Here is a 20018-nt window from a genome sequence, read left to right as displayed (position 1 = left end):
ATGGCGACCGCGGAACAAGTCGCCAAGGCAGCGGAGCGGCGCGATGTGCGCGACCGCTGGCTGCTGTCAGCGCCAGCCTTGCTGGTGATCTTGCTCGCCGCGACCGGCCCCTTGCTGATCGTGCTGATCTACTCGTTCCTGACGCCTGGCCCCTATGGCGATGTGAAGTGGCAGTTTTCGCCCGATGCCTGGCTGTCGGTGTTCATGGAACGCGACATTTTCGACGATACGCTTTCGCTTGCGGCAGCGCATGTCACCATCTTCTGGCGCTCGATCAAGCTGGCGGTGATAACGACGATCGCCACTTTGGCATTGGGGTTTCCAACCGCCTATTTCATGGCGACGCGCAGCGAGAAAACCAGGGATCTCTGGCTGTTCCTGATCACCATTCCGTTCTGGACCAACCTGCTGATCCGCACCTTCGCCGTGCTGCAGATCATCCGCAACGAAGGCATCATCAACACCATCCTTATCAAGCTTGGTATCGTCTCGGCGCCGGTGCAGATCCTCTTCACCGACACGGCGATTCTGATCGGCATGGCCTATGTCTATCTGCCGCTGATGGTGCTGCCGATCTATGCCAGCATGGAGAAGCTTGATTTTCGCCTCGTCGAGGCGGGCTACGACCTCTACGCGACCCGATTCAAGGTATTGCGGAAGATCATTTTCCCGCTGGTCAAACCCGGCGTCATTGCCGGCTCCATCCTGGTCTTCATTCCAGCCCTTGGCGCCTATGTGACGCCGAGCGTGCTTGGCGGCGGCAAGAATATGATGCTGTCCAACCTGATCGAATTGCAGTTCGGCCAAGGCCGCAACTGGCCGCTCGGCTCGGCGCTGTCGATCACGGTGATGATCATCGTCATGGTGGCGCTGCTTGCCTATGTGCGCAATGCCGGCAAGTCGGGGGCGCGGCATGGCTAAGAACTTTTCCATCAAGCACCAGACCGGCTTCACGGTGATCGCTGCGACCTGTTTTATCGTGCTCTATCTGCCGATCATCGTGCTGGTCGCCTATGCCTTCAACGCGGCGAACTCGACGTCCGAATGGGGCGGCTTTTCGATGCGCTGGTTCCAGTCGGCTTGGCAGAACGTGCAAGTTATCGACGCGACGCTACGCTCGTTCCAGATCGGCGCCGTCGCTGCGGTGCTGTCCACAATCTTTGCCACCATGGCCGCGCTCGCCACCACGCGCACCGCGTCCTATCCGGGCCTCACCTTCAAATATGCGGCGATCAACCAGCCGCTGATGGTGCCCGAGATCGTCACCGGCGTGGCGCTGCTGATCTTCTTCTCGCGCATCAAGATCTTCACCGGCTATTCCGGCATTGGCTATCTGATCGCCGCGCACACGGCGTTCTGCATCCCGTTTGCCTATCTGCCGATCCGGGCGCGGCTGGAAAACATGGACCTGACGCTGGAGCGCGCGGCCGCCGATCTGTACGCGACGCCTTGGAAGACCTTCCGCCGCATCACGCTGCCGCTTTTGTGGCCCGGCATACTGGCCGGACTGATGCTGGCCTTCGTCATCTCGCTCGATGACGTCGTCATCACCGAGTTTGTCAAATCGGGCGGCCAGGATACGCTGCCCACCTACATGCTCGGCCAGATCCGCCGCGGCATCACGCCTGAGATCAACGCGATATCGACCGCCTTCCTGCTGCTTTCGGTCGCGATCGTCACGTTGTTTTTCTTCGTCAGCAGGAAAAGAGACTGAACCGACAAATGGGAGCTAAAACCATGAACTGGAAAACAACGACAGCCGCCATCGGGTTGGCGCTGCTCGCAACGACGAGCCTGGCCCGCGCCGATGGCGAGCTGAACATTTACAATTGGGGCAACTATACCAGCCCCGATGTGATCAAAAAGTTCGAAGCCAAATACAACGTCAAGGTGACGATCACCGATTACGATTCCAACGATACGGCGCTCGCCAAGGTACGCCAGGGCGGCACCGGCTTCGACATCGCCGTTCCGTCGCAAACCTACGTGCCGATCTGGATCAAGGAGGGCCTCGTGCAGGAGACCGATCCGGGCAAGATGGAGAACTTCAAGAACGTGGCGCCGGAATGGGCCAATCCAGACTTCGACCCCGGCCGCAAATATTCCGTGCCGTGGGCGCTGGGCACCGTCGGCGTCGTCGTCAACACCGATGCCTACAAGGGACCAGCCGACAGCTGGGGCATCATCTTCAACACGCCGGACGAGCTGAAGGGCAAGACCAATGTCGTTCCCGAGATGAATGACGTTATCTTCGCGGCGATCAAATATGTCGGCGGCCAGCAGTGCACCGACGACAAGACGGTGCTGAAGAAGGTGCGCGACACGCTTGTCGCGGCCAAGCCGAACTGGATCGCCATGGAATACAACACCATCGAAAAGATGGGCGCCGGCGACTTCAAGGCGACCAGCGACTGGAACGGTTCGGCGCTGCGTCAGCGGCTGGCCAATCCGGCCATCCATTACAATTATCCGAAGGAAGGCTACGGCCTGTGGAGCGATAACGTCGTCGTTCTCAAGGAAGCCAAAAATGTCGAGAACGCCAAGCTGTTTCAGAACTTCATCATGGATCCGGAAAACGCGGCCGGCCTCTCGGCCTTCCATCGCTACGCAAACGCCATTACCGGCTCGGACAAGTACATGCCGGCCGATATGAAGGATGCCCCGGAAGTCGTCATTCCGGAGGCTGCGAAGGCACAAGGCGAATTCCAGAAGATGTGCGCGCCTGAGATCCAGGACATCTACACCAAGATCTGGACCGAACTGCAGAAATAACCGCAGTCTGACAGACCCGGCGGCATCCGCCGCCGGGCCTTTTCTTTTCCGGAATGGCTTTCATGGACTCCTATCGCAACAGCGATCCGCGGCCACCGATCATGCAGGGCTCGCCGCCGCAAATGGTGCCGCCGAAGCTCGATTGGGACCGGCCGCCATGGAATCGCTGGGCCTTTCAGCACATCCGCGAATTCCTGCCGACCATCGAGGTCTGGCGCGGCAGCGGCCATCGCCATCGTCTTGAGCGCGCAGAGACCAATCTCGACATGCTGGCGGTCGAGGACAGCGAGGGGCGTCCGACGACGCTCGTTGGCCTGCTGGACGAGACCTACACGGACGGTTTCCTGGTGCTCAAAAACGGCAAGGTCGCCTATGAGCGTTATTTCAACGGCATGGCCGAGCGCACGCTGCATCTGTCGCAGTCGATGGCGAAGCCGGTAACAGGCACCGTGTTCGGTATTCTGGTTGGGCGCGGCTTGATCGACCCGGCCAAACCGGTGACCGCCTATCTGCCGGAGCTCGGCGCGACCGGCTGGGCCGGCGCCAGCGTGCAGCATGTGCTGGATATGACCACCGGTGTACGCTTTTCCGAGGAATACACCGATCGCTATTCCGACATCGGCCAGGTTGATGTCGCCACGGGCTGGAAGCCGGTGCCGACGGACAGCGATCCGGATTTCCAATGGCCGCCGCATCTGTTCGAGTTGATCCTGCAGCTGAAGGACAAGGTGCGGCCGCATGGCGCCGCGTTCGAGTACCGCTCGATCGAGACCGACGTGCTTGCCTTCATCATGGAGCGGGTCACCGGTAAACGGCTGGCGCAGCTGGTGTCCGAGGAGCTGTGGCAAAAGCTCGGCGCCGATGAAAGCGCTTGCTTCACGGTCGACAGCGCCGGCTATGCGCTGGCCGATGGCGGCTTCAACGCGACGCTGCGCGATTACGCCCGCTTCGGCCAGCTGATCCTCGACAAGGGCCGCGGCATCGTGCCGGCCGACTGGATCGAGGCGACGCGCAACGGCAGGCATGGGCCGGATTTCAATCCGAGCCTGCCCGAAGGCAGCTATCGCAACCAGTTCTGGATCGAAAACCCGCGCTCACGCGCGCTGATGTGCCGGGGCGTGTTCGGGCAGATGATCCATATCGACTGGGACACCGGCATGGTCGTGGTCAAGCTTTCGACCTATCCGGATTTCAGCAATGTCGCCTATTCGGTGGCAACGCTGAAGGCGGTGCACACCATCGCCATGGCGATTGGTTGACCCACAACAAATCACCCTCTGAGGAAACGTTCATGACCGGCAAGACCGCGTTCGAGACCCGCTACGGCTTCGCCCGCAATGAGGTGCTGCTCTCCAACTGGCGCGAAAGCCCGTTCAACCGCTGGTCGTTCCAGAACCTTGGCGAGCTGGTGCCTACCGCCCCCGTGGCGGCGACGCCGGGAAGCGTCGAGGCACCGGTGCGGGACCTGAGCGGCCTGCTCGGCGAAAACGTCTCCGTTGCCGGCGCGCCGGAGACGGTGGCCGAATTCCTCACACGTTCGAGCAGCGACGCGCTGACGGTGATGAAGGCTGGCAAGGTCATCGGCGACTGGTTCGCGCCCAATATGGATTTCGGCGCCCGTCACATCATCTTTTCGATCAGCAAATCGGTCACCGCGATCATCGCCGGAATACTGGAAGGCGAGGGCGTGTTCGACCCGGAAGCGCCGGTGACCCAGTACATTCCGGAAGCCGCCGGCTCGGCCTATGCCGATGCAAGCTGCCGGCATGTGCTCGACATGAGCGTCAGCCTCGATTTTGAGGAGGCCTATCTCGATCCCGAAAGCGCCTTTGCCCGTTACCGCCGCGCGACGCTGTGGAATCCGGGCGGCGGCACTGAAAGCTTGCGCGAATTCATTCTGACCTTGCAGCGGCTCGAAGAACCGCACGGCAAAACCTTCCGCTACCGTTCGCCCAATTCCGATCTGCTCGGCCTGCTGCTCGAACGAGCTTCCGGCCAGCGCTTCCCGGACCTGATGCGCGAGAAACTGTGGCTACCGCTGGGTGCAGTCAGCGAGGCTTCGATCGGCGTCGACATGGAAGGTACGGCGCGCACCGCCGGCGGCATTTCGGTGACGCCGCGCGACCTGGCGCGTATCGGCGAGATGATGCGGCAGGGCGGCACGGCCAATGGCCGGCGCATCGTGCCGGAAGGCTGGGTGCGCGATACGACCGTTGCCGGCGGCAGCGCGGAGGCCTGGCAGCGCGGCACGATGGTGCATCTGTTCCCGAAGGGCCGCTATCGCAACAAATGGTACCAGACAGGGGCGGCAAACGGTGCTTTCTGCGGCATCGGCATCCACGGCCAATGGCTCTACGTCAACCCGAAGACGGAAGTGGTGATTGCAAAAATGGGGTCGCAGCCGGTGCCTGAAGATTATCCGCTCGAACGCGAGATCGTTGCCTTTTTCGAGGCGCTGAGCGGGATGGTCTGAGGACGAGCCAAAGCAAGGCGCTTTCCTGTGGACCTCTTTGACGCTTGAGAACACTGCGGTTGGCGTGACGGACATCAGCGCCTATGGTCGCCGCTCTTTGCGACAGGGACCAGCATGGCAGCAGACAGCAAACGCATCGCATCCATCATCGCGGCAGAGATCGGGGCGCGGTCGGAGCAGGCATCGGCAGCTATAGGGCTGCTCGATGAGGGCGCGACGGTGCCGTTTGTGGCGCGCTACCGCAAGGAGGTCACCGGCGGGCTCGACGACACGCAATTGCGCGACCTTGCCGAGCGGCTGGCCTATCTGCGCGAGCTCGATGCGCGGCGCGATACGATCCTTGGTTCGATTCGCGAGCAGGGCAAGCTGACCGACGAACTTGAGGCCAAAATTGTGGCTGCCGCCACTAAGGCTGAACTGGAAGACATCTACCTGCCCTACAAGCCCAAGCGGCGCACCAAGGCCGAGATCGCCCGGGAGCGCGGGCTGGGGCCATTGGCGGAGGCTATTTTGGCCAACCGGTCGTTGGTGCCCGCCGAGACGGCGCTGGCTTATGTGACCGAGGATGTGACCGACGCCAAGGCCGCACTGGAAGGCGCACGCGACATCCTGTCGGAACAGTTTGCGGAAAATGCAGATCTGGTCGGCAAGCTTCGCACCTACATGAAGGAGCGCGCTTTCATGCGTGCCCGTGTCGTCGACGGTAAGCAGGAGGCCGGGGCGAAATTCTCCGACTATTTCGAGCATGTCGAGCGTTGGGCAAATGTTCCGAGCCACCGCGCGCTGGCCATGCTGCGCGGCCGCAACGAAGAGGTGTTGTCGCTCGACATCGAGGTCGATGCCGACGATGCCTCGCCGGTGAAGCCGGTCGAGCGGATGATCGCCAATGCCTACGCCATCGGCGGCAGCCTGCCGGGCGACCGCTGGCTGATGGAAGTGGCCGGCTGGACCTGGCGGATCAAGCTTTCGCTGCACCTGACGCTCGATTTGATGCGCGACCTGCGCGAGCGGGCGGAGGAAGAGGCGATCCATGTCTTTGCACGCAACCTCAAGGATTTGCTTCTGGCAGCACCCGCCGGCTCGCGGCCGACCATGGGCCTCGATCCCGGCATCCGCACCGGCGTCAAGGTCGCTGTCGTGGATGGCACCGGCAAGGTGCTGGCGACGACGACCGTCTATCCATTTCCGCCGCGGAACGATGTGCGCGGCACACAGGCCCAGCTCGCAGCACTCATCCGCCAGCATAAGGTCGAGCTGATTTCGATCGGCAACGGCACCGGCAGCCGCGAGACTGAAAAGCTGGTCGCCGACATGTTGTCCGACATGCCTTCGGATGGTGGGCCAAAGCCGCTCAAGGTGATCGTCAGCGAGGCCGGCGCCTCCGTCTATTCGGCCTCGGCGACAGCGGCGGCTGAGTTTCCCGGGCTCGACGTGTCGCTGCGCGGTGCGGTGTCCATAGCCAGGCGGCTGCAGGATCCGCTCGCCGAACTGGTCAAGATCGAACCGAAATCGATCGGCGTCGGCCAGTACCAGCATGACGTCGACCAGTACCGGCTTGGCCGCTCGTTGGAGGCGGTGGTGGAGGACGCGGTCAATGCCGTCGGCGTCGATCTCAACACTGCCTCGGCGCCTCTTTTGGCCCGCGTGTCAGGCCTAGGCGCGTCGCTTGCCGATGCCATTGTCGCGCATCGCGATGCGACCGGGCCGTTCGCCAGCCGCAAGGAACTGCTCAAGGTGGCGCGGCTCGGACCGCGCGCGTTCGAACAATCCGCAGGCTTCCTGCGCATTGCCAATGGCAGCGAGCCGCTCGACGCCTCGTCGGTCCATCCGGAAGCCTATGGCGTGGCCAAGAAGATCGTAGCCGCCTGCGGCCGCGATGTGCGCTCGCTGATGGGCGACAGCGCAGCGCTCAAGGCGCTCGATCCGCGAGTCTTCGTCGACGAACGCTTCGGCCTGCCGACGGTGCGCGACATCATTGCCGAACTGGAAAAACCCGGCCGCGATCCGCGCCCCGGCTTCAAGACCGCAACCTTTGCCGATGGCATCGACGACATCAAGGATCTGAAGCCCGGCATGCTTCTGGAAGGCACCGTTACCAATGTCGCTGCCTTCGGCGCCTTCGTCGATATCGGCGTGCACCAGGACGGGCTGGTGCATGTCTCGCAACTGGCCGATCGTTTCATCAAGGACGCGCATGAGGTGGTGAAGGCCGGCGACGTGGTGAAGGTGCGGGTCGTCGATGTCGACATCAAGCGCAAGCGCATCGCGCTGTCCATGCGCAAGGACGGCGGCGAGGGCGGGACGCCGAAGGGGCCGCGCGACAATGGCGGCGGCAAGCCGGCGCAACCTTCGCCGATGCCGCAGCGTCAGCCGGAACGACCGGCACAGCAAGGCGCGTTTGGCGCAGCATTGGCCGATGCCTTGAAGCGGAAGTAGCCTCGAATGGTTCCTTGCAATCGCTAGAGCGTTATCTACCATCCTTGTGTGGAGATACGCGCGATATGGCAAGTTTCGAGAAAGTGAGTGTCCAAGAGTTGGGGCGTCTTTGGGACGAGGGCATGGCGAGTGGCAGTTCGGTCGATGGAGACCAGGCTTTCGCCCGGATCAAAAGCAACCTCGATGCGAAAGTTGCCGAACGCAAGTCGCAAAAACGCTGCGCTTCCAGCCGGAAACCGAGCCGATGAAGCGGAAGTAGCTACCAGGCCAGAACGGCCGGTTCCTTGTCAACCTGGCCCAGCAGCCAGTCGCGAAAACTGACGACGGGCGGGTGGCCGCGCTTGTCGTTCGGGACGACGAGGTAGTAGGCGCTGCGGCTTTGCATCGGCTGTCCCGGTGCCGGCACGAGCTGACCGCGCTGCAATTCGCCGGCGATAAGAACTTGCGGCAGGAGCGCGACGCCAAGCCCCGCCATGCAGGCTTGGGCAACGGTGCCGAATTGCTCGAACTGCATGCCGGGTCCGATCGCTGCGCTCAAGCCCTGTTCCTCGAACCATTCGCCCCAGGCCCCGGGACGCGTCGCCATGTGCAGCAGCGGCAGGCGGCTGATGTCGGCCGCCGTGGTGATATCGCGGCTGGCAAGGAAGTCTGGCGAGACCACCGGCATNCTCGCGCATCAGAAGCGTGGAGTCGGCGTCCGGCCAGTCGGGCTGGCCATGATGGATGGCGGCGTCGAGCCGCTCGCGGGCGAAGTCGAAGCGGCCGATGCGGGTGACGAAGTTGATGGTGATGTCAGGGTTTTCTGCGACGAAATCCGGGATCAGCGGCATCAGCCAGCGCGTGCCGAAGGTCGGCAGTATGGCGAGGTTCAGCATGCCGCTATGCCGATTGCTCATCAATCCGAGCGCGGCGTCGCGCAATTGCCCGAGTGCCGCCCGCACGGCTTCGGCATAGATTTCGCCCGCCGTGGACAGCCGAACATTGCGGCTGTCGCGCTCGAACAGCCGGCGGCCGAACTGTTCCTCCAGAAGTGCTATCTGGCGGCTGACGGCCCCTTGGGTCAAATCGAGTTCCTGGGCGGCAGCGGTGAAGGAGCCAAGGCGGGCCACGGCCTCGAAGGCGGCAAGGGCGCTGGTGCTGGGTAAAAGCCGGCGTTGGACGTTCATGATCCATTACTAAACCTCATTGATCTGTGATGCAATTTTGTTTGATTTTTCCGAAGCGGAGGTGGATAAGCCCGAGCACTTCAAGATTTTGGGAGAGAGCGAAGCCATGGCCGCCGACAAGAACGCGTTCGTCTGGGAAGACCCCTTCCTGATCGAGAACCAGCTTTCCGAGGATGAGCGCATGGTGCGCGATGGCGCGGCCGCCTTTGCCGCCGACAAGCTCGCGCCGCGCATCGAGGAGGCCTATCTCGAGGAAAAGACCGACGCCGGCATTTTTCGCGAGATGGGCGAGGCCGGCCTGCTCGGCATCACCATTCCCGAGGAATATGGCGGGCTCGGCGCCAATTACGTCACCTACGGGTTGGTGGCGCGCGAGGTCGAGCGGGTCGATTCCGGCTACCGGTCGATGATGTCCGTGCAGTCGTCGCTGGTGATGTATCCCATCCATGCCTATGGCACGGAAGAGCAGCGCAAGAGATACCTGCCGAAGCTGGCTTCGGGCGAATGGATCGGCTGTTTCGGCCTGACCGAGCCGGATGCCGGTTCCGATCCGGGCGGCATGAAGACGCGGGCCGAGAAGACGGCGAACGGCTACAAGATTTCCGGCTCGAAAATGTGGATATCCAACGCGCCGATCGCCGACGTGTTCGTGGTCTGGGCGAAGCTGAAGGGCGACAACGGCAAGGACGAAATCCGCGGTTTCGTGCTGGAGAAGGGCATGAAGGGGCTGTCGGCGCCGAAGATCGGCGGCAAGCTCAGCCTTAGGGCCTCGATCACCGGCGAGGTGGTGATGGAAGGCGTCGAAGTCGGCGAAGACGCGCTGCTGCCCAACGCCAGGGGCCTCGGCGGCCCATTCGGCTGCCTCAACCGGGCCCGCTACGGCATTTCCTGGGGCGCGATGGGCGCCGCCGAGGATTGCTGGCACCGGGCCCGGCAGTATGGACTCGACCGCAAGCAGTTCGGCAAGCCGCTCGCCGGCACGCAGCTGTTCCAGAAAAAGCTCGCCGACATGCAGACCGAGATCGCGCTGGGCCTGCAGGCCAGCTTGCGGGTCGGAAGGCTGATGGACGAGGGCAAGATGGCACCGGAGATGATCTCGATCGTCAAGCGCAACAATTGCGGCAAGGCGCTCGACATCGCCCGCCAGGCCCGCGACATGCATGGCGGCAACGGCATCCAGATCGGCTACCACGTCATGCGCCACGCGCAGAACCTGGAGACGGTCAACACCTATGAAGGCACGCATGACGTGCATGCGCTGATCCTTGGCAGGGCTCAGACGGGGATACAGGCGTTTTTCTAAAGCTGTGCCGATGTTCAGGTGAGGCCGGCCTGCAAATGGCCGATGTCTGCGCTTCCGGTGCTCGCGTACCAAAAGTACGCTCTGCGCCGGTTCTCGGTATCAGCCATTTTCGACTCGGCCTGACCTGAATCTCGACACAGCGTAGCCGGCTTCGGCTGCTTAATTTAGGTGCAGCGCAACATCTCTGCTTGGAGAATGGCCAATAGATGTGTCAGGGTTCGGCTGAAGAAACGCCGATCTCCGGGGCCCCATGGCAATACTGGCAGCCGTCTACCACCTGACCCATTACAAATATGACCGGCCGGTGGTTCTCGGGCCCCAGGTCATCAGGCTGCAGCCGGCACCGCATTCCCGCACCAAGGTGCTCAGCCATTCGCTGAAGGTCGGGCCGGCGAACCACTTCGTCAATCTGCAGCAGGACCCCTACGGCAATTTCCTGGCCCGCTTCGTCTTCCCGGAGCCGGTGACGGAATTGAAGATCGAGGTCGACCTCGTCGCCGACATGACGGTCTACAATCCGTTCGATTTCTTCGTCGAGCCATCGGCCGAGACCCTCCCGTTCGAGTACCCCGAAGACATCAGGGACGATCTCGCCATCTACCGCACGCCGGAGCCGGCGGGGCCGCTGCTGTCTGCTTTCCTCGCAACCATCGACCGTAGCGCCACCAACACCGTCAATTTCGTCGTCGACCTCAATGCGCGGCTGCAGCGGGAGATCGCCTATATCGTGCGGATGGAAACCGGCGTGTTCTCGCCGGAGGAAACGCTGGCCGCGAAAAAGGGATCGTGCCGGGATTCGAGCTGGCTGCTGGTGCAAATCCTCAGGAATCTCGGCCTCGCCGCGCGTTTCGTCTCAGGCTATCTGATCCAGCTGAAGCCCGATCTGGTCGCGCTCGATGGCCCAGCCGGAACCGCCGTCGACTTCACCGACCTGCACGCCTGGTGCGAGGTCTATCTGCCGGGCGCCGGCTGGATCGGCTTCGATCCGACGTCGGGCCTGCTCACCGGCGAAAGCCATGTGCCGCTGGCGGCCACGCCGCATTTCCGCAACGCCGCGCCCATTTCCGGCATGGCGAGCTTTGCCAATGTCGAGTTCGGCTTCGACATGCGTGTCGACCGCATTGCCGAACATCCGCGCATCACCAAGCCGTTCTCGGATGAGAGTTGGCAGGCGCTGGATGCGCTGGGCAACAAGGTCGACGCCGCACTTCAAGCGGGTGATGTCAGGCTGACCATGGGCGGCGAGCCGACCTTTGTGTCGATCGACGATTTCGAGTCCGCCGAGTGGAACACCGCCGCCGTCGGCCCGACCAAGCGCGAAAAGGCCGACGCGTTGATCCGGAAACTGCGCGAGCGCTTCGCGCCGGGCGGTTTCCTCCACTACGGCCAGGGCAAATGGTATCCGGGCGAGAGCCTGCCGCGCTGGACCTTCTCGCTGTATTGGCGCACCGACGGCCAGCCGGTGTGGAGCGATCCGTCGCTGATCGCACACGAAAAGAGCGATGCGAAGGTCGGGCCGCAGCAGGCGAAAAGCCTGCTGACGGCAATCGCCGGCGAACTCGGCATCGACAAGGCGATGGTCAGCGAGGCCTATGAGGACCCGGCCGAATGGCTGCTGAAGGAAGGCAAGCTGCCCGACAATGTCGATCCGTCCAACTCCAAACTGGAAGACCCCGAAGAGCGCAGCCGCATGGCGAAAGTGTTCGAGCGCGGGCTGACCAAGCCGTCCGGCTATGTGCTGCCGGTCCAGCGCTGGAACAGCCAGGCATCGGACCCGCGCTGGCGCTCGGAGAAGTGGAAGACGCGGCGCGGGCGGCTGTTCCTGGTGCCGGGCGATTCCCCGGTCGGCTACCGCCTGCCGCTGGGCACGCTGCCCTATGTGCCGCCGGCACAGTTCCCCTATATCGTGCCGGTCGATCCGTCGCTGCCGCGTGGACCGCTGCCGGCGCGGGAAGCCATACTGCCAGAACCGGCTCCGGCCGAACTGGAAGGCGCCGACGAGATGGCGCGGCGCCAGCAGGCGGTATCGTTCACTGCGGCGACCGGCCAGCAAGACCGGGTGGAGCAGGAGATCACCGAGATCGGCGGCGCGGTGCGTACAGCACTTTCGGTCGAGCCGCGCGACGGGCGGCTTTGCGTGTTCATGCCGCCGGTCGAGGCGCTGGAAGACTATCTCGAACTCGTCGCAGCCGCCGAAAACGCGGCCAAGGCGATCGGCCTTCCCGTGCATATCGAAGGCTATGGACCGCCGCACGATCCGCGCCTCAACGTCATCAGGGTGGCACCCGATCCCGGCGTCATCGAGGTCAACATCCATCCGGCTGCCAACTGGCAGGACTGCGTGGCGACGACGACGGCGATCTACGAGGAAGCACGGCAGACGCGGCTTGGCGCCGACAAGTTCATGATCGACGGCCGCCACACCGGTACCGGCGGGGGCAACCATGTCGTCGTCGGCGGCGCGACGCCCAATGACAGCCCGTTCCTGCGCCGGCCCGATCTGTTGAAGAGCCTGGTGCTGCAATGGCAGCGGCGCCCGTCGCTGTCCTATCTATTCTCCGGCCTGTTCATCGGCCCGACCAGCCAGGCGCCGCGCTTCGACGAGGCGCGGCACGATTCGCTTTACGAACTCGAGATCGCGATGGCGCAGGTGCCGCACCCGGGCCAGGGCAACCCACCGCTGCCTTGGCTGGTCGACCGACTGTTTCGCAACCTGTTGACCGATGTCACCGGCAATACGCACCGCTCGGAAATCTGCATCGACAAGCTGTTTTCGCCCGATGGCCCGACCGGCCGGCTTGGGCTTGTCGAGTTCCGCGGTTTCGAGATGCCGCCCAATGCGCGCATGTCGCTGGCGCAGCAATTGCTGGTACGCGCCATCATCGCCCGTGCGTGGAACAACCCGCTTGATGGCCGCTTCGTGCGCTGGGGCACCTCGCTCCATGACCGTTTCATGCTGCCGCATTATGTCTGGGCGGATTTCCTCGACATGCTCGACGACCTCAAGCTCAACGGTTTCGAATTCCGGCCGGAATGGTTCGATGCCCAGCTGGAGTTCCGCTTTCCGTTCTGCGGCGAAGTCCAGCATGCCGGCATCAAGCTGGGACTGCGGCAGGCGCTGGAGCCGTGGCATGTCATGGGCGAGCAAGGCGCAATCGGCGGCACTGTGCGTTTCGTCGACTCCTCGGTCGAACGGCTGCAGGTCAGGACCGAAGGCCTCAACCCGGAACGTCATGCCATTGTCTGCAATGGCCGAATCGTGCCGATGAAGGTCACCGACAATCGCGAGGTCGCGGTAGCCGGTGTGCGCTTCAAGGCCTGGCAGCCTTCGTCGGGCCTGCACCCGGCGCTGCCGGTCAACACGCCGCTCGTCTTCGATATCTACGACCGTTGGTCGGGGCGGGCGGTGGGCGGCTGCGTCTACCATGTCGCGCATCCAGGTGGGCGCAGCTACGACACCTTCCCGGTCAACGGCAATGAGGCTGAGGCGCGGCGTCTCGCCCGCTTCGAGCCGCGCGGCCATACGCCGTCGGCCTATGTGGTGCGCAATGAAGAAGCCTCTGAAGACTTCCCCATGACCCTTGACCTCAGGCGGCCAGCAAGACTCTGATCAGCGATGGCAAAGGGGAATCAGAAAAAGGTCCGCGGCAAGCCGCTGAGGCACAGTCTGCTGGAGCACTACCAGCCGATTGACGGCGTCGTCGACGAGATGGTCGATGCTTCGGGCCGTCCGCGTCCGGCCTGGGCGCCCTTCATCGAGGCGCTGGAGGAGCTGGGCCCGGAAAAGCTCGGCCAGCGCTTTGCCCGCGCCGACCAGTATCTGCGCGACGCCGGGGTTTATTACCGCGTCTATGACAAGGCCGGCGCCAATGAGCGCGAATGGCCGCTGGCGCATATCCCGCTGCTGATCGAAGACAAGGAATGGGCCGGGATCAGCGCCGGTCTCGTCCAGCGCGCCGACCTTTTCGAGGAGATAGTCGCTGATATCTATGGCCCGAACCGGCTGATCGAGAAGGGAATCCTGCCGGCAGGCCTGATTGCGGCGAGCCCCGAATTTTTGCGCCCCGTCGTCGGCACCATGCCGGCCAGCGGTCATTTCCTGCATTTTTGCGCCTTCGAGCTCGGCCGTGGGCCGGATGGAAGCTGGTGGGTGCTGGGCGACCGCACGCAGGCGCCGTCGGGCGCCGGCTTTGCGCTGGAAAACCGCGTCGCCACGACGCGGGCTTTGTCCGACGTCTATGGCGAGATGCATGTGCATCGCCTGGCCGGTTTCTTCCGCCGCTTTCGCGATGCGCTGATCGGCATGGCGAAGGAGAATGACGGCCGCGTCGCCATTCTGACGCCGGGGCCGCTCAACGAGACTTATTATGAGCACGCCTATATCGCCCGCTATCTCGGCATCATGCTGCTCGAGGGCGAGGATCTGACCGTGTCCGGCGGCAAGCTGATGGTGCGCACGGTTTCCGGGCTGATGCCGATCAGCGTGCTGTGGCGGCGGCTCGATGCCGCCTTTGCCGATCCGCTGGAACTGAGGTCGGACTCGCATATCGGCACGCCGGGGCTGGTCGAGGCGATCCGCCGCGGCACCGTGTCTACGGTCAATGCGCTGGGGTCGGGCTTGATGGAAACCCGGGCGCTGCTCGCCTTCCTGCCGAAGATTTCGCGCGCATTGCGCGGCGAAGAACTTCTGTTGCCAAGCGTCGCCACCTGGTGGTGCGGGCAAGCAACCGAACGGGCCCATGTGCTTGCCAATATCGATCGCATGGTGATCGGTCCGGCGCTGTCGACGCGGCTGGCCTTCGAGGATGACGGCCAGACCAGGCTCGGTTCGGCACTGACGCCGGAGGAACGCATCGCGCTGATTGCGCGAATCGAGAGCGATGGCAGCGGTTTCGTCGGCCAGGAAGCGGTGACGCTGTCGACGACGCCGGTCTATGTCGGCGGCTGGCTGGAGCCACGGCCGGCAAGCCTGCGCGTTTATCTCGCGCGCACGCCCGATGGCTGGACGGTAATGCCGGGCGGTTTCGCCCGTGTCGGCCTTTCGCTCGACCCGACGGCCATCGCCATGCAGCGCGGCGGCCAGGCGGCCGACGTCTGGGTGGTCAGCGACCGGTCGGTCGAGCGCGAGACGCTGCTGCCGCAGGAGCATGACAGCTTCGTTCGCACCATGCCGGGCAGCCTGCCCAGCCGCGCGGCGGAAAACCTGACCTGGCTCGGCCGCTATATCGAGCGCTCGGAGGATACGGTTCGCATCCTGCGCGCGTATCATGTGCGGCTGGCCGAGACGTCCGATCCTGACATGCTGCTGCTCGCCGATATAAGGGACTATCTCGAACCCTTCGGCATCGATCTCGAAGCGGCCATTCCGCCCGGATTGATCGGCACGCTGGACAGCGCCGTCTACAGCGCCGGACAGATCCGCGACCGCTTTTCGCCCGATGGCTGGCTGGCGCTGAAGGACCTGTCGAAGACCATTCATCAGTTCGCCACCACGGTGGCGCCGGGTGACGACGCGACACGGGCGATGACGGTCATGCTGCGCAAGTTGGCCGGCTTTTCCGGCCTGTTGCACGAGAATATGTACCGTTTCACTGGCTGGCGTTTCCTCGAGATCGGCCGGCGGATCGAGCGCGGCATCCAGATCGCCCGTACGCTAGCCCGACTGACAAGGTCCGGTGCGCCGGACGGCTCGCTCGACATGATGCTGGAGATCGGTGACAGCGTCATGACCCACCGCCGGCAATATCCGGTGCGGGCCGGACGGCGCACGGTGATCGACCTCTTGGCGCTCGACCCACTCAACCCGCGCTCGATCCTGTTCCAGCTCGAACGGCTGAAGGCGGAGATCGGCCTGTTGCCATCGGTTGGGCCGGAGGGGCATATGTCGGTCGCGGCCAAGGAAATCCTGCAGCTCAACACGGCAATTGCCGTCATGGAGCCATCGGAGATGTCGGCGGAGGTGCTGGACGATCTCGCAACTGAGATCGGCAACCTCTATAGCAGCCTGGCTAAAGCGTATTTCGGTTAACATGCTGTACGATATCAGGCTTCATCTCAGCTACGATTATGACGCCGCGGCCGGTGGCAGCCGGCATCAGGTGCGTGTATTGCCGCCGACCATTGCCGGCGTGCAGCGCGTGATCGCGGCCTCGCTTTCGTTTGTGCCGACCCCATCGGAGCGCACGGATTTTGCCGATTTCTTCGGCAACAATGTCACCGCGATCGCCTTTCGCGACGTCCATGACGGGCTCGACATCAGAATGAGCGCGCGCGTGTCGGTGTCACGGCCGGAGCCTGGGCTCGACGTGTCGCCCGATCTGCAGCGCCTGCGGGAAGAACTCGGCGCCGTACGGTCACTGGCGCCGGATGCACCGCATCACTTTCTCGCCGCCAGCGATCATGCCGGCATCGATGCGGCGATCACCGCCTATGCTCGCGACAGCGCCGGCGGCTCGACGGTCGGCATGGCCATCGATCTGTGCAACCGCATCCACCGCGACTTCACCTATGACGGGGAAGCGACCACGGTGCGTACCGGGGCCAGCGATGCCTTCCGTTTGAAGCGGGGCGTGTGCCAGGACTTCTCCCACATCATGATCGCCGGCCTGCGCGGTCTAGGTATTCCTGCGGGTTATGTCAGCGGCTTCCTGCGCACCATTCCACCGAAAGGGAAGCCGCGGCTCGAAGGCGCCGATGCCATGCATGCCTGGGTCAAGGTGTGGTGTGGGCGCGATGCCGGCTGGCAGGAATTCGACCCGACCAATGGCATGCGGGCCAGCAACGACCACATCACCGTTGGCTATGGCCGCGACTATTCCGACGTGGCTCCGATCGTCGGCGTGCTGAAAACCACCGGCGGCCAGGTCGGCGACCAGGCCGTCGACGTCATCCCGGTCGCGCTGGAAAAAGCTTGAGCGCGGAACCAGCAGTCGGCTTGGCGCTTATCTACGAGAAAAATTTCGTGGAGCGGGCATGCTTGACAAATCTGGGACGCCATCCGGCCGGTCGGCTGCCGGACGGGGGGACGATGGAGCGCCGAAGAACGGCGCGCAGACCGCTGCCGAACAGGCCTCGCTCACCTATATCAGCGACAGCGAGCCGGGGATCCGGCGCCTGAAGGCGGGCGAAGGCTTTTCCTACAAGGGCGCGAAAGGACAGGCCCTCGGCGCGGCAGCCATTGCCCGCATCAAGGCGCTGGCCATTCCGCCGGCATGGACGGATGTGTGGATCTCGCCCGATCCCGCCGGCCACATCCAGGCGACCGGCCGCGACCAGCGCGGGCGCAAACAGTACCGCTACCATCCGCTGTGGGCCGCCGAGCGCGACGGCGCCAAATACTCCAGCCTTGTCGCCTTTGCCGAAAGCCTGCCGGAGCTGCGCCGCCGGATCGATGCCGATCTGCGCCGCCGTGGCCTGCCGGCCGAGCGCGTCGTGGCGGCAATTGTCTGGCTGCTCGACAACACGATGATCCGGGTCGGCAATGCCGCCTATGCCCGCGACAACAAGAGCTTTGGGCTGACGACGCTACGCGACCGCCACGTCGACATCAAGGGATCCAGCCTGCGCTTTGCCTTCAAGGGCAAGTCCGGCAAGGAATGGAAGTTGAAGCTGGTCGACCGCCGCATCGCCCGGGTCGTGCGCGGCGCGCAGGATATTCCGGGGCAGCAACTGTTCCAATATCTCGACGAGGACGGCGAGCGGCATGGAGTGCGCTCCGACGATGTCAACCGCTATATCCGCGACGCGATCGGCGCCAATTTCAGCTCCAAGCATTTCCGCACCTGGGGCGGCACCATCCATGCCGCGTCGCTGTTTGCGCGGACGGAGCTTCCCGAAAGCCAGGCGCAGACCAAGCGTGTGATGAACGCGGTCATCGACAAGGTGGCCGAGCGGCTCGGCAACACACGCGCCGTCTGCCGCAAATGCTACATCCATCCACAGGTTTTCGAAGCCTGGGTGGAAGGGCGGCTGCTTAGCGAAATGACCGAGGCCAACAAGCGCAAGCGAGCGATCGACGGTCTCGATGATGAAGAGGCTCTTGTGCTGAGATGGTTGAAGGCAAGCGAAGGCTGACAAAAATGGCGTAACTTTTTTGTCGACGCCATGTCGGCACAGGCCCTACTGTTTCGTCCTTTGAGACAGAAAAGGACGTCCCATGCTCTACGCTATCCTCTGCTATGCCTCCGAAGATGTCGTCTCCTCCTGGAGCAAGGCACAGGATGACGAGGTCATGGCAAAGCTCATGCATGTGCAGGAAAAATACGCTCAAGCCGGCCGGCTTGGGCCGGTGGCGCGGCTTTTGCCCACCACCGCCGCGACGACGCTGCGCAAGGTCAAGGGCGAATCGGTCGTCATCGACGGCCCGTTTGCCGAGACCAAGGAACAGTTCCTCGGCTTCTACACGCTGGAATGCGCCGATCTCGACGAGGCCGTCGACTTCGCGCGCGAGCTTTCCGAGGTCAATCCCAGCGGCGGATCCTATGAGATCCGACCGGTTTCCGTCTTCAACCCAACCAGAGTAGCCACATGACAGACCTCGCCTGGATAAGCTCGGCGATCAGCGCTGCCCGCCCGCAGGCTATGGGTGCGCTGCTGCGCTATTTCCGCAATCTCGATACGGCGGAGGAAGCTTTCCAGGACGCGTGCCTGAGGGCACTCAAGAACTGGCCGCAGAACGGGCCGCCGCGCGATCCTGCGGCCTGGCTGATCTTTGTCGGCCGCAACACCGGCATCGACGCGGTGCGCAAGCGCGCCAAGCAGGCGCCGATGCCGGAAGAGGACCAGATCTCGGACCTGGAAGATGCCGAGAGCGATATCGCCGAACGGCTGGACGGCGCGCACTACCGCGATGACATATTGCGGCTCTTGTTCATCTGCTGCCATCCGGATCTGCCGCCTACGCAGCAGATCGCGGTGGCGCTGCGCATCGTCTCCGGTCTCACCGTCAAGCAGATCGCGCGTGCGTTCCTGGTCGGCGAAAGCGCCATGGAACAGCGCATCACGCGCGCCAAGGCGCGCATTGCCGATGCCGGCGTGCCGTTCGAGACGCCCGGCGCGGTCGAGCGCTCGGAGCGGCTCGCCGCCNTCGCCGCCGTTGCCGCCATGGTCTATCTGATCTTCAACGAAGGTTATTCCACCAACAGCGGCGAGGCGCCGGCGCGTGCGCCGCTTTGCGAGGAGGCGATCCGGCTGGCGCGCCTGTTGCTGCGGCTGTTCCAGACCGAGCCGGAGATCATGGGCCTGACGGCATTGCTTTTGCTGCAGCATGCGCGCGCGCCGGCCCGCTTCGACGAGAATGGCGAGATCGTGCTGCTCGACGACCAGGACCGCTCGCTGTGGAGCCGCAAGATGATCGACGAAGGCCTGGCGCTGGTCGACAAGGCCCTGCGCCACCAGAAGCCCGGACCCTACCAGGTGCAGGCGGCGATCGCCGCCCTTCATGCGCGGGCGGCAACCCCCGAGGAGACCGACTGGACAGAGATCGACCTGCTCTACAGCCTGCTGGAGGCGATGCAACCTTCGCCGGTGGTGACGCTGAACCGTGCCGTTGCGGTCGCCAAGGTGCGCGGGCCGGAAGCTGCCCTTGCCATGATCGAGCCGCTTGGCGAGAGGCTGTCCGGCTATTTCCACTTCTTCGGCCTCAAGGGCGGTCTGTTGATGCAGCTCGGCCGTGGCGAAGAGGCGCGTGTCGCCTTCGATCGCGCCATTGCGTTGGCCAACACGGCAGCGGAAGCCGCCCATATCCGCATGCATATCGACCGGCTGATGCGAGACGGAGCCGTGAAGGCGCCGGCGAAGACAGCGCACTAAGCCTGTTCCTCCTGTGGCTCAATCGTGCAATCCCGGCTTGGACCATGCCGGGGTGGCG

The 20018-nt window shown here is 63.7% G+C and carries 14 protein-coding genes and 1 pseudogene; 14 read left to right on the top strand and 1 reads right to left on the bottom strand.

Translation table 11 applies throughout. The annotated features are described in order from the left end of the window. The 7 genes from X756_RS163710 (at position 1) to X756_RS1000000168530 (ending at position 7929) form a co-directional block, all read left to right on the top strand. The gene (locus X756_RS163710) at positions 1-921 is read left to right on the top strand and encodes an ABC transporter permease (protein ID WP_023728362.1); all 921 of its coding nucleotides are present in this window, start codon (positions 1-3) and stop codon (positions 919-921) included. Then, the gene (locus X756_RS163715) at positions 914-1714 is read left to right on the top strand and encodes an ABC transporter permease (RefSeq protein WP_023671766.1); all 801 of its coding nucleotides are present in this window, start codon (positions 914-916) and stop codon (positions 1712-1714) included. Before X756_RS163710 ends, X756_RS163715 begins: the two co-directional genes overlap by 8 nt. 23 nt (positions 1715-1737) lie before the next feature. Next, positions 1738-2772, top strand: a complete 1035-nt coding sequence (locus X756_RS163720; RefSeq protein ID WP_023671767.1) for an extracellular solute-binding protein — start codon at positions 1738-1740, stop codon at positions 2770-2772. A gap of 62 nt (positions 2773-2834) precedes the next feature. Continuing rightward, on the top strand, positions 2835-4031 hold the full coding sequence (locus tag X756_RS163725; RefSeq protein WP_023728361.1) for a serine hydrolase: 1197 nt from the start codon (positions 2835-2837) through the stop codon (positions 4029-4031). A 32-nt stretch (positions 4032-4063) separates the two neighbouring features. Continuing rightward, positions 4064-5245, top strand: a complete 1182-nt coding sequence (locus X756_RS163730) for a serine hydrolase (RefSeq protein WP_023728360.1) — start codon at positions 4064-4066, stop codon at positions 5243-5245. A gap of 114 nt (positions 5246-5359) precedes the next feature. Beyond that, positions 5360-7681: a Tex family protein gene (locus X756_RS163735; protein ID WP_023728359.1), complete on the top strand. Its 2322-nt coding sequence runs from the start codon at positions 5360-5362 to the stop codon at positions 7679-7681. Positions 7682-7746: 65 nt separating this feature from the next. Then, a complete protein-coding gene (locus tag X756_RS1000000168530) occupies positions 7747-7929 on the top strand; it encodes a hypothetical protein (protein WP_023725140.1) in 183 nt (60 codons plus the stop codon). A gap of 11 nt (positions 7930-7940) precedes the next feature. On the opposite strand, the pseudogene X756_RS01000000165080 reads toward X756_RS1000000168530, so the two are convergent. Further along, positions 7941-8847 (bottom strand): annotated as a pseudogene (locus tag X756_RS01000000165080) (LysR family transcriptional regulator). A 106-nt stretch (positions 8848-8953) separates the two neighbouring features. Here X756_RS01000000165080 and X756_RS163740 point away from each other — a divergent pair. From X756_RS163740 to X756_RS163770, 7 genes are all read left to right on the top strand, one after another. Next, complete coding sequence (locus X756_RS163740) at positions 8954-10150, top strand: acyl-CoA dehydrogenase (protein WP_023691708.1); 1197 nt, start codon at positions 8954-8956, stop codon at positions 10148-10150. A 250-nt stretch (positions 10151-10400) separates the two neighbouring features. Further along, positions 10401-13760, top strand: coding sequence for a transglutaminase family protein (locus X756_RS163745; RefSeq protein ID WP_023728358.1), 3360 nt, complete (start codon positions 10401-10403; stop codon positions 13758-13760). A 6-nt stretch (positions 13761-13766) separates the two neighbouring features. Continuing rightward, on the top strand, positions 13767-16178 hold the full coding sequence (locus tag X756_RS163750; RefSeq protein ID WP_023728357.1) for a circularly permuted type 2 ATP-grasp protein: 2412 nt from the start codon (positions 13767-13769) through the stop codon (positions 16176-16178). Position 16179: 1 nt separating this feature from the next. Further along, positions 16180-17064: a transglutaminase family protein gene (locus X756_RS163755; protein WP_023683456.1), complete on the top strand. Its 885-nt coding sequence runs from the start codon at positions 16180-16182 to the stop codon at positions 17062-17064. 58 nt (positions 17065-17122) lie between these two features. Then, a complete protein-coding gene (locus tag X756_RS163760) occupies positions 17123-18223 on the top strand; it encodes a DNA topoisomerase IB (protein ID WP_023728356.1) in 1101 nt (366 codons plus the stop codon). 82 nt (positions 18224-18305) lie between these two features. Next, a complete protein-coding gene (locus tag X756_RS163765) occupies positions 18306-18680 on the top strand; it encodes a YciI family protein (RefSeq protein ID WP_023671781.1) in 375 nt (124 codons plus the stop codon). Next, a complete protein-coding gene (locus X756_RS163770; RefSeq protein WP_023728355.1) occupies positions 18677-19960 on the top strand; it encodes an RNA polymerase sigma factor in 1284 nt (427 codons plus the stop codon). Before X756_RS163765 ends, X756_RS163770 begins: the two co-directional genes overlap by 4 nt. Positions 19961-20018 lie beyond the last annotated feature (58 nt).

The sequence above is a fragment of the Mesorhizobium sp. LNJC405B00 genome, assembly GCF_000502615.1.
GTDB lineage: Bacteria > Pseudomonadota > Alphaproteobacteria > Rhizobiales > Rhizobiaceae > Mesorhizobium.
The sequence above is the reverse complement of the archived record's forward strand: the minus strand, read 5'-3'. Positions and strand labels throughout refer to the sequence as shown.

Coding starts and splice junctions, on each gene's coding strand:
- X756_RS163740 (WP_023691708.1), top strand. CDS start 8,954: ATGGCCGCCGACAAGAACGCGTTCGTCTGGGAAGACCCCTTCCTGATC.
- X756_RS163755 (WP_023683456.1), top strand. CDS start 16,180: ATGCTGTACGATATCAGGCTTCATCTCAGCTACGATTATGACGCCGCG.
- X756_RS163715 (WP_023671766.1), top strand. CDS start 914: ATGGCTAAGAACTTTTCCATCAAGCACCAGACCGGCTTCACGGTGATC.
- X756_RS163750 (WP_023728357.1), top strand. CDS start 13,767: ATGGCAAAGGGGAATCAGAAAAAGGTCCGCGGCAAGCCGCTGAGGCAC.
- X756_RS163730 (WP_023728360.1), top strand. CDS start 4,064: ATGACCGGCAAGACCGCGTTCGAGACCCGCTACGGCTTCGCCCGCAAT.
- X756_RS163725 (WP_023728361.1), top strand. CDS start 2,835: ATGGACTCCTATCGCAACAGCGATCCGCGGCCACCGATCATGCAGGGC.
- X756_RS1000000168530 (WP_023725140.1), top strand. CDS start 7,747: ATGGCAAGTTTCGAGAAAGTGAGTGTCCAAGAGTTGGGGCGTCTTTGG.
- X756_RS163735 (WP_023728359.1), top strand. CDS start 5,360: ATGGCAGCAGACAGCAAACGCATCGCATCCATCATCGCGGCAGAGATC.
- X756_RS163760 (WP_023728356.1), top strand. CDS start 17,123: ATGCTTGACAAATCTGGGACGCCATCCGGCCGGTCGGCTGCCGGACGG.
- X756_RS163710 (WP_023728362.1), top strand. CDS start 1: ATGGCGACCGCGGAACAAGTCGCCAAGGCAGCGGAGCGGCGCGATGTG.
- X756_RS163720 (WP_023671767.1), top strand. CDS start 1,738: ATGAACTGGAAAACAACGACAGCCGCCATCGGGTTGGCGCTGCTCGCA.
- X756_RS163765 (WP_023671781.1), top strand. CDS start 18,306: ATGCTCTACGCTATCCTCTGCTATGCCTCCGAAGATGTCGTCTCCTCC.
- X756_RS163745 (WP_023728358.1), top strand. CDS start 10,401: ATGGCAATACTGGCAGCCGTCTACCACCTGACCCATTACAAATATGAC.